This window comes from Bartonella saheliensis, from assembly GCF_902162175.1.
The window spans coordinates 18,789-35,747 of sequence record NZ_LR607197.1; the positions used below are offsets into that span (position 1 = coordinate 18,789).

A 16,959-nucleotide genomic window follows, 5' to 3' on the forward strand; every position below is an offset into this window, starting at 1 on the left:
AAAATATTAAGGGCAGGATGGAGCTAAAAGAATGACAACACGGGAAGCAATGCTGATATTGCTCATTTTGCTTCCCTTTTGTGGAAGTGCTGTTATTGGCTTTTTTCGTTCGACAGCAAAAAATAATGAAGCGTGGTTTGCAGGGGGAATTGCTCTCTTCAGTCTTCTTTTTACAATTATGCTTTATCCGGTAATTCGTGGCAATCATATTATCCGTTTAAATATTTCTTGGCTCCCAGAATGGGGAGGTGATTTGATCCTCCGGATGGATGGTCTGTCGTGGCTTTTTTGCTTGCTCATTACAGGAATTGGGCTGCTTGTTGTTGTTTACGCCCGTTATTATATGGATCCTGCCGATTCTGTACCACGATTTTTCTCTTTTTTTCTAGCCTTTATGGGCTCAATGACAGGGATTGTTTTATCAGGTAATCTCATCTTTTTGGTTATTTTCTGGGAACTCACCAGTATTTTTTCTTTTTTATTGATCGGTTACTGGTACCACAATGCGAGTGCGCGTGAAGGGGCGCGTATGGCTTTAACAATTACAGGTTTTGGTGGTTTTGCTCTTTTTATTGGGGTTTTATTGATTGGGTATGTCGTTGGTAGTTTTGATCTGGATAAAATTTTACAGTCTGGAGATATGATCCGATCAAGTTCGCTTTATATCCCCGCCCTTATTTGTATTTTATTGGGTGGATTAACAAAAAGCGCACAGTTTCCTTTTCATTTTTGGTTGCCTAATGCGATGGCAGCGCCAACACCCGTATCGGCTTATTTGCATTCGGCAACGATGGTGAAAGCAGGGTTGTTTTTGCTGGTTCGTTTATGGCCCGTATTCTCTGGGACAGAGTCTTGGTTTTGGATGGTTGGCTTTTCAGGACTTTCAACATTGTTGCTTGGCGCTTATTTTTCCATGTTTCAGCAAGATTTAAAGGGACTGCTTGCTTATTCAACGATTAGTCATCTTGGATTGATTACAACGCTTTTAAGTCTTGGGAGTCCCCTTGCGTGTGTTGCAGCAATCTTTCATATGGCTAATCATGCTACTTTTAAAGCGTCTTTATTTATGGCTGCTGGCATTATTGATCACGAAACGGGAACACGTGATATGCGTAAGCTAACAGGTCTTTATCGCTCTATGCCGATTACAGCAACGCTTGCTTTAGTAGCAAGTGCGGCAATGGCTGGTGTTCCTTTGCTCAATGGTTTTTTATCAAAAGAAATGTTTTTTGCTGAAGCTGTTGAAACGCATATGGAATCATGGCTTGATTGGATTGCTCCTTATGTCGCAACGCTTGCTAGCCTGTTTAGTGTGACCTATTCTATACGTTTTATTCATGGGGTCTTTTGGGGACCAAAATCGGATAAATTACCCAAAACTCCCCATGAACCACCGCATTTTATGCGTTTACCCATGGAACTTTTGGTGTTTATTTGTTTGGCCGTTGGTATTTTTCCTAATTTTACAATCGGGCCTATTTTAGATAATGCTGTTGTTTCTGTTTTAGGACCGATGACGATCTCTTATAGCTTGGCTGTTTGGCATGGGGTTAATACGCCATTAATGATGAGCTTAGTGGCTTTATTTGGGGGTAGCTTGCTCTATGTTGTTGGGCGGCGTTATTTTTTATCTTGTGATGATGGGGCGCCTTTTTTTCGTCATTTGAAAGGACCGCGTATTTTTGAACGCATTCTTGTGATTATTTCTTGGAAATGGGCACGTGCGGTGGAAGCTGTTTTATCAACACGTCGTTTGCAAATCCAGTTGCACTGGATTTTTACTGTATGTTTTATTTTTGTTGGTCTTTTGCTTTGGTATGATGGTTTAATTGCGCTGGGAGGGTTACCGCTTTTTCCACTTGATATTCCTTTTCTTGTTGTTTGGCTCGTCGGTGGATTGTGCGCGCTTTTAGTTGCTTGGCAAGCAAAATTTCATCGTCTTGCATCCCTCATGCTTTTGGGGGGAGCAGGGCTAATGACGTGTACAACCTTTTTATGGCTTTCTGCGCCCGATTTGGCTATAACGCAATTAGTTGTTGAAGTGGTGACGACTGTTTTATTATTGCTTGGTTTGCGGTGGTTGCCTAAGCGTGTATATAATCCTTCTCCAACGTCTGTTCATTTTGGGGTGCGTTTACGTCGCGCCCGTGACTTCATTTTAGCAATTATAGGAGGTGCTGGTGTTGCATGGCTCTCTTTTGCGATGATGACACGTCCTCAAGGGACAACAGTTTCTAATTTTTTTCTGAAAAATACTTATTCTGGTGCTGGTGGTCGCAATGTTGTGAACGTATTGTTAGTGGATTTTCGTGGTTTTGATACGATGGGAGAAGTTGTGGTTTTGGGGGGTGTTTCTTTAACTGTCTTTGCTCTTTTGCGTCGATTCCGTCCTGCTCCTGAAAGTATTGAGCCGCCGTTTCAACAACGTGTTCAGGAAGCTTTTGATAAGGCACAACCGGATCGAAATGTGGGGGATACAGTCTTAAACTATCTCGCTATTCCTTCTGTTATTATGGGCTGGCTCTTTTCCGTTATTATTGCTTTTTCTTTTTATTTATTTGTACGAGGACATGATCTTCCAGGTGGTGGATTTGTTGGTGGTGTGACTTTAGCGATAGGCTTTATTTTGCAGTATCTTGCCCGGGATATTCGTTGGGTGGAAAATCATTTAAGAGTTTTGCCTTTACGCTGGATGGGCTTTGGCTTATTGCTATCGGTTGTCACGGGAGCAGGGGCTTTGTTTGTTGGCTACCCTTTTTTAACATCATTTTTCCAATATATTCATATGCCATTGATTGGAAAGATTCCTATAGCATCTGCTTTTTTGTTTGATTTTGGTGTGTTTTCTCTTGTGTTGGGAGCAACAATTCTCATTTTAATTGCTCTTGCACATCAATCCATTCGTAGTTACCGAATCGGTAAAAAACCTCCTTTAAAAGAGAAGGAAAATTAATGGAAATTATTCTTTCTTTGGCCATTGGTGTTCTTGTCGGATCTGGAATTTGGCTCATTTTGCGCCCCCGAACTTTTCAAGTCATTCTTGGTTTGTCCTTGATATCCTATGGTGTCAATCTTTTCATATTTGCAATGAGTAGACCACGCAGTAATGCAGCGCCAATTGTTGATCCTACGATGGCTATCAATCCGGCAAATTATGTTGATCCTCTTCCACAGGCTTTGGTTTTAACTTCAATTGTGATCGGTTTTGCAACAACAGCTCTCTTTTTGGTTATCTTGTTGGTTTCGCGCGGTTTAACAGGTTCAGATCACGTTGATGGACGTGAGGTACAGTGATGGAAGCTTGTGTGCGTCACCTTCTTATCGTGCCGATTCTTTTGCCGTTAAGTACTGGAGCCCTTCTTCTTTTCTATGATGAACGTCGTTCAAAACTGAAATCACTCATAAGTATTTTTTCTACCGTATTGTTGGTTATCATTGCTGTTTTACTGGTGATGCGTGCTCTTGAAGTTGCACCAGCTGTGGATGTTTATCGGCTTGGCAATTGGCCTTCTCCTTTTGGTATCGTTTTGGTGCTGGATCGCTTAAGTGCTATGATGCTTTTGCTTTCTAGTTTGTTGATCAGCGCTTCATTGGTTTTTGCGCGGGCACATTGGTATAAAGCGGGTCCTCATTTTCAGTCATTGATGCAATTTTTTATGGTTGGAATAAACGGCGCTTTTTTAACAGGTGATTTATTTAATTTATTTGTATTTTTTGAAGTGATGTTGACAGCTTCTTATGGGCTTGCGTTGCATGGTTCTGGTCCGTTACGTGTGCGTGCTGGGTTGCATTATGTCGTGATTAATTTGGTAGCTTCATTGTTTTTTCTCGTTGGTGCGGCACTTATTTATGGAATCGTAGGTACCCTCAATATGGCTGATTTGGCTGTAAAAATGCAATATATAGCTTCTAGCGATATAATTTTATTTGAAATAGGGGCTGCTCTTTTGGGAATTGCTTTCTTAATTAAAGCAGGGGTGTGGCCATTGAATTTTTGGTTGATGCCAACTTATAGCGCAGCAGTGGCACCTGTTGGAGCTTCTTTTGCACTTTTAAGCAAAGTTGGTATTTATATTATTTTACGCTTAACATTGTTATGGTTCGGACCAGAAAGTGGACATTTTAACCATTTTGGTCAAACGGTTTTATTTTACGGTGGGCTTGCCACTATGGCTTTTGGTTTTATTGGGGTGTTGGCAAGCCAAATCTTAGTACGTTTGGCTGCTTATAGTGTTTTGGTCTCTTCTGGGACATTGTTGAGCGCAATCGGGATCGGCAATACAGCACTGATCGCAGGAGCACTCTTTTATATTGTTTCCTCAACTTTGGCACTTAGCGCTTTTTTTCTTTTGGTGGAATTGGTTGAACGCTGTCAAGATGTCGCAGCTAATGTTTTGACGGTGACAATGGAAGTTTATGGGGACGATGAAGAGGAGGAAGAAGATGAAATAGGAACCTATTTACCCGTAACTTTGGCAATTCTTGGAGCGTGTTTTGGTTTTTGTGCTCTCTTAATTATTGGTCTACCTCCTTTTTCTGGTTTTGTTGCTAAATTTATGATGTTTGTAGCACTCTTAAACCATAGTAAAGAAAATATTTCTCCCTCTTTACCCGTTTATTACGATTGGCTTTTTATGATTTTTGTCACTCTCTCTGGTTTTGCGGCTTTAATTGCGATGACACGAACAGGCATTCGAACTTTTTGGATCTCACTTGAAGGGAGGATTCCACGGGTGCAAGTGATTGAATTTGCCCCCATTGCCGTTCTGCTTGCTTTGTGTTTTCTTATTACAATTGTCGCTGGTCCTGTTAGTCGTTATATGTTTGAAACAGCTAAAACTTTGCATGAGCCTCAAAATTATATTGGCAGCGTTTTAGATGATTTTTCTCTTGAAAATAGAGGGATTTATCAGTGAAATATCGTTATTTTTTCTCTTTTTCTAGCGTAGCAATTATTTTTATGTGGCTGATCTTAAATGGCTTTAGTTTCGGTCAACTGCTTTTAGGCATTATCATTGCTTTATTTGGGGGCTGGATGATGCGGCTTCTTGAGCCGGAAAAAATAACCATTAAAAGTTGGCATGCCGCCTTTAAGCTGTTTTTTCGTGTGTTTATTGATTCTATTATTTCAAATATTGCTGTAGCTTACTTCATTTTAACCAAAAGATCTAGAACACAGCAGTCTGGTTTTATTGTGGTGCCTCTTTTGCTTGAAAGTCGCACAGCTTTAGCTGTTTTGGCATGTATTCTTTCAGCAACTCCAGGGACTATTTGGATTGCTTATAATAGAAAGAATAGTGAACTTTTGCTTCATGTCTTAAATTTTGAAAATGGATATGATTACCAAAAATTGATCAAAAAACGCTATGAACAATTACTTTTGGAGATTTTTTAATGAGTATGGTGATCCTTTATTGGGGGCTTTATCTTTCGCAATTTTTTTTAAGTTTGGCAATGATTCTCGCACTGTTTCGGTTGATTCGTGGTCCACGAGCGCAAGATCGGATTGTGGGGTTGGATGCTCTTTATATAATCACTATTCTTTTATTTCTAACATTCGATATCCGTTCAGGGACAACCATTTATTTTGTGGCAGCTCTCATTGTTGGCTTATTGGGTCCTGTATCAAGTATTGCGTTGGCAAAATTCCTCATGCGAGGGGAGATTATTGAATGAAGGATGATGTATCCCTTATTGTTGCTATTGCTGTTACGTTTTTTTTGATCTTAGGATCGGGTCTCACGTTGATTGGAACAATAGGATTGGTGCGCCTTCCCACTTTTTATAAGCGTTTACATATGCTTTCACTCAGTACAAGTTGGGGCGCTGGTAGTATTCTTGTTGCGTCGTTTCTTTATTCAATTTTTGTAGATCATCATTTTGTTTTTCATGAATTTTTGTTGATGATTTTTTTACTTGTAACAATACCGGCCGCTTCTATGTTGGTATCACAAGCAGCGGCTTATCGACACTATTCAGAAAATAAATTAGAAAAACCGCTGGCCCTTTTATCTCGTCAGGTGGAAAAACAAACCCCTGCTTCCGACGAAACGTCATGTGACACGAGCCAGAGCGATTTTTAAGGCACTATAACTTTTTTATTCTGTTTTTTGTTCTTCTAAACATTGAATAAGATTTTTTTCTTCTGGATCATTAATGAGATCAGAAAGTGTAGCTTCGTTTCCTTTTGTCCACCATATATAGGGGCCTCCCATATATTTTGCTCCAGAAGCACTCATGCTGCGGGAAGCGATGATGCGCTTTTCTTGCCATTTGAAATCAACAAGTGAAATACTACCCGCATTGAGATAGGTTACTTCAACATGCTCTTTATTTGTCCCTGTTTCGCATTGATAGGTAATAACTTCTGTTGTTGGCTCTGGATCATCTGGCACTTCAATAACTAAAGAGCCAGCAAAAGCATTAAGTGAACCGAAGAGCGGTAGGCTCAAAGAAATAAAAAATCCTACAATAAAAGCAATTTTTTTCATGATATTTCCTCAGTTATTTAAAATAATAACAGTGATTCATCCTTACAGAGGATGGGCTTTTTTTCTTCTGGATCTTGGGTAAGATCATAAAGTGTTACTTCTTTATTTTTCTCCCACCAGATATACTGCTCCCCTACATATTTTGCCCCAGAAGCAGCAATAACATTCGCAGCGATAATACGATCGCCTTTCCATTTGAAATCAATCAATGAAATATCGTCAGCGTTGTAATAAGTTGCTTCAACGCGTTCTTTATTTGCACCCATATCACATTGATAGGTTATGGTTTGTTTTTCTGGATTACCTGAAACTTCAATGACTAAAGCAGCAGCGAAGGTGCTACTAACATTGAAAAATAATAAAGAGGAAAAAAATCCTAAAATTTGTAGAGTTTTTTTCATAATGCTTCCCTATATGAAAAGTAATTTGTCTTAAGAAGATGGTGTCTACGGCAGGATTCGAACCTGCGACCCCAGGATTCATACCACTTCGATTTTCACCGCCAACCTTATTGGCTGTTTGTGGTCTGGACTGTCTCTTCACCGTAAAGCTTGCGCTTTTTAGGTGCTGCCCGTTCAGTCTCTACACCTTCCTCTCATGTGAAGAGAGGCTTGGCTCGGGATTGGCATATAGTTTTGCCTATGAAGCTTTCCCCGAATTTGAGCAGATCCACTTTAAGGATTTCTCCTCAAGGCGCCCAATTTCTTTAGGAATCCTGTGCTCTATCCTACTGAGCTACGCAGACATCATCATAACTATTCCTTTAATAGAAGTATAAAAACGAATCAATTATATTCAATATGAATTAACGAATTTCTGTTAATTTTTGTTCCAAAAAGGATAAAACTGCATCTGATGGAACATTTTTTGCAATAAATGATTGGCCAAGTCCCCGTGTTAAAATAAAGGTCAAATTGTTTTGTGAAACTTTTTTATCTTGAGCAATGAGAGTCATCAATGTTTCAGCATCTGGTAGATCTCCTGGGATATCCTTTAACCGTGTAGGTAAACCTACAGCTTTAAGGTGTGTTTCGATACGATCTACGAGTGTGGGGTCGCATAGATTCAGTTGTGCAGAGAATTGATGTGCCAGAATCATTCCAATTGCTACAGCTTCACCATGAATTAAACGCTTGGAATCATAAGAGGTTGCTGTTTCAAGCATGTGTCCAAAGGTATGACCAAGATTTAGGAGTGCGCGCTCTCCTGTTTCGTATTCGTCGCGGGCGACTATGGCAGCTTTAAATTGGCATGAGCGAACAATGGCTTCTGTTCGCATGGGGCCATTGGAGAAAATTTTTTGTCCGTTTTTTTCAAGCCATGCAAAGAATTCAGGTTGGTTAATAAGACCATATTTGACCATTTCTGCATAACCTGCGCGAAATTGGCGTGGTGGGAGTGTATCAAGAACAGATGTGTCAGCAATAACGCATTGCGGTTGATAAAAAGCACCAATAAGATTTTTACCATATCGGCTGTTGATGCCTGTTTTTCCACCAACAGAAGAATCAATTTGTGCAAGAAGCGTTGTGGGCATCTGAATGAAATTCATGCCGCGGCGTATTATACTTGCTGTAAATCCTGCTAGATCTCCAATGACACCGCCACCAAAAGCAATTACACAGTCACCCCTTTCTAAGCGTGCAGCAAGAATTTGATCGATGACAGTTTGCAAGGTTGAAAATGATTTTGATTGTTCTCCTGCTTCTACAATAATAGGGACAGTATGGATTTTATTTTTTGTTAACTCTGCTTGTAATGGATTCAAATGGAGAGGTGCAACATTTGTATCTGTAACAATTGCCAAACGCGTTTGATGAAAATCCGTTTTCTGAAGAGAATTCTTAATTTGTAAAGCTGCTTGCGAAATGAGATTGGGTCCAATAATGATATCGTAACAGCGCTTGTCCAGTTTAACAGTAACGATTTTGGTTTGCATGCTTGTTGTTCCTGTGGTTATTTTTCTGTATCAAGGTAGTGATGTATAGACCGTATGACATTTTTTGCCACGGTAAGACGGCTTTCTTTATGTGTGTGAATTGTTAAGTTTGCCTTTGCATAAATAGGATAACGCTGGTCCATGAGCTTTTGCATGGTTTCTTTAGGGTTTTCTGTTTGGAGAAGGGGGCGTATTTTGCGCTTTGAGACACGTTGCATGAGGATATCAAGGTCCGCTTTGAGCCAGATCGATATAGCATTTTGATGAATGGCTTTTCGGATGTTTTGATTTATGTATGCACCACCACCCGTTGCTAAGACAAGAGGACTTTTTTTTATAAGATTGAGAATAACACGCTGTTCAAGAGCGCGGAATTCTGATTCACCATAAATTTTAAAGAGTTCGGTGATGGTCATTTTTGAAGCTTTTTCAATTTCTTGATCAGAGTCATAAAAGGGTAAATCAAGCATTGTAGCAACGCGTTTTCCGATGACTGATTTTCCTGCTCCCATAAGACCAACAAACACAAGAGCTTGATTATCAAGAGATGATAAGATTTGTCTTTTTATTTGTGACAGGGGGGGATGTTGGGGTCGATTATTTTTCATAGCTTATTTCGGCATTTATCTGCTTTAAAGTCAATTCCTGTTAATCTTTATAATATAGAATATAAGGGATAGAGTATTTTGGAAAAGTTTATTATTTTATGCCGACATTAACCAGACTTTTGATGATTCTTTTCATTTTTCTTGCTATTCTTTTTAGTATAATGATCATTCTTGTCGTTTTTGTTGACCCCGTAACTGTGGATATGTCTGTTGATGTCCCTTTGGATTTACGAGCTCTTTCTTTGAGAATGAATCAATGAAAAGTAATATTGTGATAGAGCGTTTTCTTGAAATGATGAGTGCTGAGCGAGGTGCTTCTGCTCATACACTTGCGGCTTATCAGCATGATTTACAGTGGGCGCAAGAGGAATTGTCTTCGCACTCTGTTTCTCTTTTTTCAGCACAAAAGGAGGATCTCATTGCTCTTTTGTCGCTTATGCATACGTTTGGTTTTGCAGCAACTTCACAAGCGCGCCGTTTATCAACATTGCGTCAATTTTATCAGTTTCTTTATGCAGAGGGATTAAGAGGAGATGATCCTTCCAGTGATATTGATGCCCCTCGCCAAGGGCGTCCTTTGCCAAAAATTATCAGTGAAGATGCGGTGACAAAATTTCTTGATTTGGCGCAGGTGGAGGTTAATCAAGCAGATTATGGATCTAAGGATTATCTGCGCGCATTGCGTCTTCAGCTGCTCAGCGAAATGCTTTATGCAACGGGATTACGCATTAGTGAGTTGGTGAGTTTGCCCGTGCAGGCTGTTCGCGGGAAAGCATACAGTATTTTGGTTCGCGGTAAGGGGAAAAAAGAACGAATGGTGCTGTTATCAAAAAAAGCCTATCAAGTTCTTTTGCAGTGGTTGGATTTACGTGATCAGGGAGAAGATGCGAAAAGCCTTTATCTTTTTCCAGCCCATTCAGAAACAGGCTATATTGCGCGTCAAGTTGTTGCGCGGGAATTAAAAAATCTTGCTAAAAGGGCTGGAATAAAAAGTGAAAGCTTTTCTCCCCATGTGTTGCGTCATGCTTTTGCTAGCCATCTTTTGCAAAATGGTGCTGATTTGCGTGCCGTTCAACATTTGTTAGGCCATTCTGATATTTCTACCACTCAAATTTATACCCATGTGTTGGAAGAAGGACTTTATCGTCTCGTTAATGAGCATCATCCACTTGCCGATGAGCAAAAGGCTCGTTAAAGAAAAGGTGATGTTTTAGAAAAGACTTTATAAAGAAAATTATAAGTGTATAAGTGACACTGAATGAGTTGGTACAGAATGCATAATTATCTTGATTTTGAAAAACCAGTTGCTGATCTTGATGGAAAAATTCTTGAATTAAAAAAAATTTCTCAGGAAAAAGGCAGTCTTGATATGAGTGACGAGATTGCACGTCTTGAAACACGTTCCAAAACGGCATTGCGCGATCTCTATAAAAAATTGTCTCCGTGGCAAAAAACACAAGTTGCTCGTCATCCTGATCGTCCGCATTTTATGGACTATTCTAAACGCCTATTGAGTGATGTTACACCTTTGGCAGGAGATCGAAAATTTGCTGAAGATGAGGCTGTTCAAGCTGGGTTCGCACGCTTTAAGGGGGAAGCAGTAGCTTACATTGGTCAAGAGAAAGGTCACGATACGCAAACACGTTTGCGCTATAATTTTGGTTCTGCACGTCCAGAAGGATATCGTAAAGCTGTTCGTATTATGGAAATGGCTGACCGATTTGGTTTGCCACTCCTTACTTTTGTCGATACAGCGGGCGCTTATCCTGGGGTAAGCGCTGAAGAACGTGGGCAAGCAGAAGCAATTGCTCAATCAACAGCCGCAACTTTGCGCCTAAAAGTTCCTGTTGTATCTGTTGTTATTGGAGAAGGTGGTTCTGGAGGAGCAATAGCCATTGCGGCTGCTAATAAAGTTTATATGTTGGAACATGCGATTTACTCGGTTATTTCTCCAGAAGGAGCAGCTTCTATTTTATGGCGAGATCCAGCACGAGCAAAAGATGCCGCAATGAATATGCGTATTACTGCTCAAGATTTGCTTCGCTTAAAGATTATTGATGGCATTATTTCAGAGCCTTTAGGAGGAGCGCATCGTGATAAAGAGATTGCCATTGATGCAACAGGTGAAATTATTTCAGAGGCTTTAAAAGCTATGGCTGGAAAAGATGGTGAAGTTCTTAAACAAGAGCGAAGGGAAAAATACCTTCAAATTGGTCGGTCATTAACATAAGTTGTTTTTTATGAGGGGTGTTAGATTGGAGTTTTTTCGATGACATTTAACAGATTCCTTGCTGTGTGTGTGTTGTTTGTAATGGGAATATTGACAGCTTGTGAAGGAAGATTACCAGCTTCTATTCGTGCTAAAGTTGAGCAGCCTCTTCCGCAGGAAATCCAGAATAGAATGGCTTTGTATGATATTGATCCCTATGCACCAATTGTGATGCGCTTTTTCAAGGAAGAAAATCTTGCTGAAGTTTGGAAGCAATCTCGTTCCGGTCCTTTTGTCTTGGTTGCTCGCTATGGTATTTGTAAATGGTCTGGTAAGCTTGGACCTAAATATAAAGAAGGGGATCTTCAGACACCGGAAGGTTTTTATACGATTACTGCAAGCCAAATGAATCCTTATTCAAAATATTATCTTTCTTTTAATATAGGATTTCCTAACCTTTATGATCAGGAAAATGGTCGTACAGGAAGCAATCTTATGGTGCATGGTTCTTGCTTTTCTGCCGGCTGTTATTCTATGAGTGATAAGAATATGGCTCAAATTTATGCCTTTGCGCGGGATGCTTTTAAAGGAGGACAAAGAGCATTCCAGTTGCAGGCTTTTCCTTTTCGCATGACTAAGGATAATATGTTACGTCATAGCGATAATCCTCATTACCAATTTTGGGTAATGCTTAAGAAAGGTTATGATTTTTTTGAAGAAAATCGTCAACCTCCAACCGTTGAAGTGTATGGAAAACGTTACGTTTTTAATCGCGATATTGATACAACTCCAATTTCCTTAATGAAGTAGTATTATTTTATTCTGTTACATCGTAAAACACTATTGCTGATGATGGCGGTGCAGGATATACAAAAACTTTATATATGGGATGTTTAAGGGGCGTCTATATTTTAAAGCATAGAGCTTTATGTCAGTAAATCAAATAAAGTGTAGGAAGACTAAGAGAAATTGGGTTGTTTGCAGACCAATATGGGGGGGAAATTTGGTTTTTTAGTGGAGAGTAGCTTAATATAAAATGCATCTCTCTGTTTACTTTTAAAGGGTTTTATTATTCAGGCTGTAAAATATTATCTCATACTGCTGGGCTATAAGATATATGCATACATATAAAAAGACGATATCGCTTCTGTCTGATATTAGTTTTTTGCCTAAATTTAAGAGAATTTTGTTTCAATCAGTTCGAGAAATATAGAGTTGAGCGGAATATTTAAAACCCAAAATATGTCCAATGGGATTGTGAAATGAATCACATAAAGTTATTCGCATATGACGTGTATATTGAGAGAAAACAACCTAATTATAGATTGGTAAGTATTAAAAAATTTCATCATAATAATTTAATTTATAATGATAGTTTTAACTTTTTTCTATTTGCATAAGAGCTTGAATATCATGAGGTCTTTTATCTGAAAATCTGTTTATGATAAATCAATCAAAATTATCCTCTTGCACATTACAAGCAGAAAATGTTGCATAGATAAAACTGTACAATAAAAATGCCTCTCATGAAATCGTCTCACGTGCCAAGAGCTACTAAACATTGGGGGCTTACAAAATCTATGGTGGAGCTTTTTTGTTTTTTTAAAGCATAAAGAAGTTATGAATCAATGGATTTAACGTTATAAGGGTGAATTAAAACTTTATTCCTGGAATAATTAGAGGGTTTTCCAAGAGAGCTGTTTTGTCTGCAGTATCTATGGCTGGTTTATTAAAAAAAGCATTGAGAAGTTTTTGTATCGCTTCTTTTTCAACACCATCAGCAATGATGACAAAACGTGTTTGTTTTACTCCTTTTGGCCATGATGGCAATCTTATGGGGGGGTGAAAAAATGTTTGTACGCCATGTAATACAAGAGGGCGATAAGGATCATCACTCAATGCGATTATTGCTTTAATACGGAGTAATTTTGCACCATAACGGTTTTGTAAGAGATCTAAAAAAGCTTCAATTGTAGCATAATCAACAAGATTCTCACAGTCTAATGAAAAGGTGCGAATAGTCTTATGAGGGGGATGATCATGTAGAGCCGTCGTAAGATTTTGCTTAAGATGTGTATTTTCTTCTTTTTCATTCCATAATGTGTGATTTATTAATAGATTTGAGCAGAAATTTTCAGAGTGGACATCAATGATTTCTGCTGTGGGATTCATTTTTTTGAGTGTGTTAAGGAGTGTATTTGAAAGGGATTGTGGGGCTGTGAGATCTGTTTTGGTGAGAATAATTTTATCAGCAAGGATTAATTGTTTATATATTTCAGGATAGCGCTCACATATGGAAAGTGTGCTTAATGTATCAAATGTTGCAAGAACAGCATTTATGGACAGTGTTTGAATAAACAGCGGGTGGCTTAAAAGTATTTGTAAAATAGGGGCGGGATCAGCCATCCCTGTTGTTTCAATGATAATGTGATTGAGTTGTTTGATCTGTCCTGTATGGATGCGATTGATTAAATCCATTAATGTCTCAATGAGATCACTGCGTAAATTGCAGCATAAGCAACCATTGGCAAGCTCAATAATTCCTTCTGTCGTCTTTTCAACCAGAAGGTGGTCAATACTGATTTCGCCGAATTCATTGATGATAACAGCACATTCTGTTAAGAGAGGGTCTTGTAGCATACGGTTGAGCAAAGTTGTTTTGCCAGAGCCCAAAAAACCAGTAATAAGCGTGAGGGGAATGCGCTTTATTTTCATTTTAATCATCAACCACAGTGGTATTTTAAAGAAACATATCTTATGACGTCAACCCCATTCATAATGGGGCATGTGAGAGAGATGTGATGGATAATTGCTTACGAAATTCATTTTATTACTACTTTTAAGTTTATAAAAATAAGTGCGGGTGCAATCATGTTACATGTTTATGATAATTCTTCGCACTTGAAAGGCCTTATAGGAAGGGTTTTAATTCCTTACTTTGATTATTTTATCTATATGATCATCCACCTTGTAATGTGAAAGAGATTGATTTTAATTGATATCAATAGATATGAATTTAAAAGGAGAGAATTTTACGATATTTATGGTTTTGGAGAAACGGGGAAAATAATTAATCATAAATTGTGAATTGGGGCTTACGGCTTTTTTATAGAATAGTTTGCGCGTTTTTTATACGGACTATGGGGTTTTCTTAGTGGTTTTACTGTTATTTTAGGTGTCTGTGGACTACGAATGAGATGTACTACTAAAGGATGAGAAAAAGAAGATGGAGCAGTGATAAAAGGTGAGGTGAGAATAATATTTCCTTGATCATCATATGAATTGGCATGCATTTTTATGGCTTCAGGCGTGCATGTTTGTTGTCTCATATTGTTGGCTTGTGTTATGTTGCTCCCATAAGGTTTTAATGTTGCGAGTGTTAGTTGGGGGCTTCCTTGATTTAAAAATCCTATTTCAAGAAGTTGTGCCGCTTTTTCTTCTCTTTCACTTATGTTGTTTGCCCCTAGAATGACAGCAATAATTGTACGTTTATTGCGGGTGGCTGAGGCAACAAGGTTAAAACCAGATGCGCAAATAAAGCCCGTTTTCATACCGTCTATTCCATAAAAACGACCAATGAGGTTGTTTGAGTTATGCTGGATTTTTCGGTTATTGCCAAAATCAATGGCTGGAATAGAAAAATAATGAGCATATTGTGGAAATTCCCGACGTATTTGGACGGCTAAAAGAGCAATATCACGGGCGGTGGAGTAGTTTTGAGGGTCTGGTAAACCACTTGCGTTTGCAAAATGGGTGCCAAACATGCCTAAGCGTCTAGCTTCGCTATTCATTTTGCGTACAAAAGCTTTTTGTGAACCAGCAACGGCTTCACTCATGGCAATGGCCAAATCATTGGTCGATTTAACCATGGTAATACTTAAGGCTGTGTCAAGTGTAAGAACAGAACCAGCTTTATAGCCTGAACGGTATGCTGGAGCTTTTGCGGCATATTCGCTGATGGTAATAGGTTTGTTGAGTGAAATTTCTCCGCGGCTTATGGCACGAAAAATAACATAAGCGGTCATTAATTTTGTTAAGGAAGCAGGATACCAACGTTCAAAAGCTTGATGATGTTTTAAGATATATCCCGTTGTAACATCAACAGAAATAAAAGGTTGAGACAGAGCAAAAGTGCTTGTCAAGATCAAAATAAGAGACAAAAAAAGGTTAATAAAGAGTCGTTGCATTAAGTTTAAATCCAATATCTTCTTATCAGTGATTTAGAACTGTTTTAATTTAGTACAAAAAGCTTTTAAGTCTATGATAGAAGAGGGGAGATGGTTAATGCCGTATGTGTTTTTTGCTGAGATAAAAAGACGATCATTCTTTAATTTTCCCCTTTGTGTTCAACTTCGTTGCTTGCAAAGCCCCTCATGCAATATCTTTTCAATCATGGATATTGCGCTATGCCTTATTCGTTGATCATGTTCTTCATTGAAAAAGAGCATGTTATTGTGTTGTTTATCTACGCATTTCTTTTAAAGAGATTTTTTATTTTATCTCCCACCCCATCTCTTTGCACAGTTTGTAATATATCGTCTACAGTCTGTTAGGTATCACAATTTTTGTGCTTATATTTATGCTTATAGATGTATAGACAATCACCGTATTCTACTTATCAACTTTTAATATTGCAACTGTTCTTCTCTTGATACGGTTTATAATCAGTGTATTTAACAATATTTTGTGTTTTACACATTGCTCTCTTTTTCTGGAATAAGCTGCAAGCAAATTTTTGATGTTTCCTTATAGGTTAAGTGAAATGGAAAAGGGGCTCTGTCGTTGTTATTTTGAGCTTCATCTAAAAAGCGATTATTATTTTATCAATCAATATTTTGATCGTGATATTTTAGTGTTTGAATCTTTTTAATGGCACAAGCGGGTAACGGTGGGGGATTAGAATCTTGGGCTGCTAAGAGAAGCAGTTCATCACACGCTTCTTCAGTTTTTTGGATCAGTTGGTTTAGAAAGTCACGTTTGCTTAAACCAGCTTCTATGGGAGGAAGAATACGAACACGAATTGTTCCAGGATAGCGGCGAAAATTATTGCGGGGCCAATATAGTCCGGCATTATGCGCAATCGGAACTACTTGAAGTTCTAATTCATTATAGAGTGCGACAATTCCTGACTTATAATCTGGTTCTTGACCGGGTTGTCGGCGTGTTCCTTCAGGAAAAATGAGGATTTGGCGCCCTTGTTTTACTTTCTCTTTTGCTTTTTGTATAATTGTTTTTAAGGCTTTGATGGGCGTTGTGCGGTTAATGGGGATAATTTGTGTTTTTGCCATATACCAGCCAAACAATGGAATCCACATCAATTCACGTTTTAAAATGAGAGTGGGATCATCAAAATAGGGAACAAGGCTAAAAGTTTCCCATGCGGATTGATGTTTTGGAGCAATGATATAGGCTCCTTGGGGGAGATTTTCTAATCCTTCAATTTCATAACGTGTGCCTGCGATGTATTTTTGCAAAAAGAGTGTAACGCGTGCCCATGTTTTAGGAACAATCCATGCCTTTTTTCGGGGCATAAGAAAATAAACGGGAGCGTAAAGAATCATTTGTATGAAAGTTGTGGTATAAAAGGCGAATGTAAAAAGAATAGAACGAAGGATAAGCACTATATTTTCCATTTTATATCTATAAGAAGACTTTGTATATAATATAATTCATATGAGAAAACATCTTCTTTATGTTTTTTCAAGTATCTAT

Annotated in this window: 15 protein-coding genes and 1 pseudogene; 9 read left to right on the forward strand and 7 right to left on the reverse strand. The window is 38.5% G+C overall.

Annotation, left to right across the window (positions count from 1 at the left end; translation table 11 throughout):
- Positions 1–31 precede the first annotated feature (31 nt).
- The 6 genes from FS875_RS01895 to mnhG are packed head-to-tail and all read left to right on the forward strand — an operon-like array spanning position 32 to position 6,083.
- On the forward strand, positions 32–2,953 hold the full coding sequence (locus FS875_RS01895; RefSeq protein WP_144752278.1) for a monovalent cation/H+ antiporter subunit A: 2,922 nt from the start codon (positions 32–34) through the stop codon (positions 2,951–2,953).
- Positions 2,953–3,294 carry a Na+/H+ antiporter subunit C gene (locus FS875_RS01900; protein WP_005774297.1) on the forward strand — a complete coding sequence of 114 codons (342 nt, stop codon included), beginning with the start codon at positions 2,953–2,955 and terminating at the stop codon, positions 3,292–3,294. Before FS875_RS01895 ends, FS875_RS01900 begins: the two co-directional genes overlap by 1 nt.
- The gene (locus tag FS875_RS01905; RefSeq protein WP_144752280.1) at positions 3,294–4,916 is read left to right on the forward strand and encodes a monovalent cation/H+ antiporter subunit D; all 1,623 of its coding nucleotides are present in this window, start codon (positions 3,294–3,296) and stop codon (positions 4,914–4,916) included. Before FS875_RS01900 ends, FS875_RS01905 begins: the two co-directional genes overlap by 1 nt.
- Positions 4,913–5,395 (forward strand): Na+/H+ antiporter subunit E, encoded by a 483-nt coding sequence (locus FS875_RS01910; RefSeq protein ID WP_144752283.1) that lies wholly within the window; start codon positions 4,913–4,915, stop codon positions 5,393–5,395. Before FS875_RS01905 ends, FS875_RS01910 begins: the two co-directional genes overlap by 4 nt.
- Positions 5,395–5,676: a K+/H+ antiporter subunit F gene (locus tag FS875_RS01915; protein ID WP_120121498.1), complete on the forward strand. Its 282-nt coding sequence runs from the start codon at positions 5,395–5,397 to the stop codon at positions 5,674–5,676. The genes FS875_RS01910 and FS875_RS01915 overlap by 1 nt, the downstream gene beginning before the upstream one ends.
- Positions 5,673–6,083: a monovalent cation/H(+) antiporter subunit G gene (gene mnhG, locus FS875_RS01920; RefSeq protein WP_144752286.1), complete on the forward strand. Its 411-nt coding sequence runs from the start codon at positions 5,673–5,675 to the stop codon at positions 6,081–6,083. The genes FS875_RS01915 and mnhG overlap by 4 nt, the downstream gene beginning before the upstream one ends.
- A gap of 15 nt (positions 6,084–6,098) precedes the next feature.
- Here the strand turns inward: mnhG and FS875_RS01925 are convergent, their stop codons facing one another.
- The 4 genes and pseudogenes from FS875_RS01925 to FS875_RS01940 form a co-directional block, all read right to left on the reverse strand.
- The gene (locus FS875_RS01925; RefSeq protein WP_144752289.1) at positions 6,099–6,491 is read right to left on the reverse strand and encodes an MliC family protein; all 393 of its coding nucleotides are present in this window, start codon (positions 6,489–6,491) and stop codon (positions 6,099–6,101) included.
- A 17-nt stretch (positions 6,492–6,508) separates the two neighbouring features.
- Complete coding sequence (locus tag FS875_RS01930; protein ID WP_144752292.1) at positions 6,509–6,892, reverse strand: MliC family protein; 384 nt, start codon at positions 6,890–6,892, stop codon at positions 6,509–6,511.
- Positions 6,893–7,296: 404 nt separating this feature from the next.
- Positions 7,297–8,430: a 3-dehydroquinate synthase gene (gene aroB / locus FS875_RS01935; protein ID WP_144752295.1), complete on the reverse strand. Its 1,134-nt coding sequence runs from the start codon at positions 8,428–8,430 to the stop codon at positions 7,297–7,299.
- Positions 8,405–9,038 (reverse strand): annotated as a pseudogene (locus tag FS875_RS01940) (shikimate kinase). The gene aroB and the pseudogene FS875_RS01940 overlap by 26 nt, the downstream one beginning before the upstream one ends.
- A 256-nt stretch (positions 9,039–9,294) precedes the next feature.
- On the opposite strand from FS875_RS01940, the gene FS875_RS01945 reads away from it, so the two are divergent.
- From FS875_RS01945 to FS875_RS01955, 3 genes are all read left to right on the forward strand, one after another.
- Entirely contained in the window at positions 9,295–10,233 is a 939-nt protein-coding gene (locus FS875_RS01945; protein ID WP_144752301.1) for a site-specific tyrosine recombinase XerD, read from the forward strand.
- A 78-nt stretch (positions 10,234–10,311) separates the two neighbouring features.
- A complete protein-coding gene (locus tag FS875_RS01950; RefSeq protein WP_144752305.1) occupies positions 10,312–11,268 on the forward strand; it encodes an acetyl-CoA carboxylase carboxyltransferase subunit alpha in 957 nt (318 codons plus the stop codon).
- A 39-nt stretch (positions 11,269–11,307) separates the two neighbouring features.
- Positions 11,308–12,057, forward strand: coding sequence for a L,D-transpeptidase family protein (locus tag FS875_RS01955; RefSeq protein ID WP_144752308.1), 750 nt, complete (start codon positions 11,308–11,310; stop codon positions 12,055–12,057).
- 843 nt (positions 12,058–12,900) lie between these two features.
- Here FS875_RS01955 and FS875_RS01960 read toward each other — a convergent pair.
- The 3 genes from FS875_RS01960 to FS875_RS01970 form a co-directional block, all read right to left on the reverse strand.
- Positions 12,901–13,962, reverse strand: coding sequence for a CobW family GTP-binding protein (locus FS875_RS01960; RefSeq protein ID WP_207999950.1), 1,062 nt, complete (start codon positions 13,960–13,962; stop codon positions 12,901–12,903).
- A gap of 380 nt (positions 13,963–14,342) precedes the next feature.
- On the reverse strand, positions 14,343–15,434 hold the full coding sequence (locus FS875_RS01965; protein ID WP_144752314.1) for a D-alanyl-D-alanine carboxypeptidase family protein: 1,092 nt from the start codon (positions 15,432–15,434) through the stop codon (positions 14,343–14,345).
- 636 nt (positions 15,435–16,070) lie between these two features.
- Positions 16,071–16,880 (reverse strand): lysophospholipid acyltransferase family protein, encoded by an 810-nt coding sequence (locus tag FS875_RS01970; protein WP_144752317.1) that lies wholly within the window; start codon positions 16,878–16,880, stop codon positions 16,071–16,073.
- Positions 16,881–16,959 lie beyond the last annotated feature (79 nt).

Excerpts from the sequence above, each read along its gene's own strand:
- FS875_RS01895 (WP_144752278.1), top strand. The coding sequence starts at position 32 with ATGACAACACGGGAAGCAATGCTGATATTGCTCATTTTGCTTCCCTTT.
- FS875_RS01900 (WP_005774297.1), top strand. The coding sequence starts at position 2,953 with ATGGAAATTATTCTTTCTTTGGCCATTGGTGTTCTTGTCGGATCTGGA.
- FS875_RS01905 (WP_144752280.1), top strand. The coding sequence starts at position 3,294 with ATGGAAGCTTGTGTGCGTCACCTTCTTATCGTGCCGATTCTTTTGCCG.
- FS875_RS01915 (WP_120121498.1), top strand. The coding sequence starts at position 5,395 with ATGAGTATGGTGATCCTTTATTGGGGGCTTTATCTTTCGCAATTTTTT.
- mnhG (WP_144752286.1), top strand. The coding sequence starts at position 5,673 with ATGAAGGATGATGTATCCCTTATTGTTGCTATTGCTGTTACGTTTTTT.
- FS875_RS01925 (WP_144752289.1), bottom strand. The coding sequence starts at position 6,491 with ATGAAAAAAATTGCTTTTATTGTAGGATTTTTTATTTCTTTGAGCCTA.
- FS875_RS01930 (WP_144752292.1), bottom strand. The coding sequence starts at position 6,892 with ATGAAAAAAACTCTACAAATTTTAGGATTTTTTTCCTCTTTATTATTT.
- aroB (WP_144752295.1), bottom strand. The coding sequence starts at position 8,430 with ATGCAAACCAAAATCGTTACTGTTAAACTGGACAAGCGCTGTTACGAT.
- FS875_RS01945 (WP_144752301.1), top strand. The coding sequence starts at position 9,295 with ATGAAAAGTAATATTGTGATAGAGCGTTTTCTTGAAATGATGAGTGCT.
- FS875_RS01950 (WP_144752305.1), top strand. The coding sequence starts at position 10,312 with ATGCATAATTATCTTGATTTTGAAAAACCAGTTGCTGATCTTGATGGA.
- FS875_RS01955 (WP_144752308.1), top strand. The coding sequence starts at position 11,308 with ATGACATTTAACAGATTCCTTGCTGTGTGTGTGTTGTTTGTAATGGGA.
- FS875_RS01960 (WP_207999950.1), bottom strand. The coding sequence starts at position 13,962 with ATGAAAATAAAGCGCATTCCCCTCACGCTTATTACTGGTTTTTTGGGC.
- FS875_RS01965 (WP_144752314.1), bottom strand. The coding sequence starts at position 15,434 with ATGCAACGACTCTTTATTAACCTTTTTTTGTCTCTTATTTTGATCTTG.
- FS875_RS01970 (WP_144752317.1), bottom strand. The coding sequence starts at position 16,880 with ATGGAAAATATAGTGCTTATCCTTCGTTCTATTCTTTTTACATTCGCC.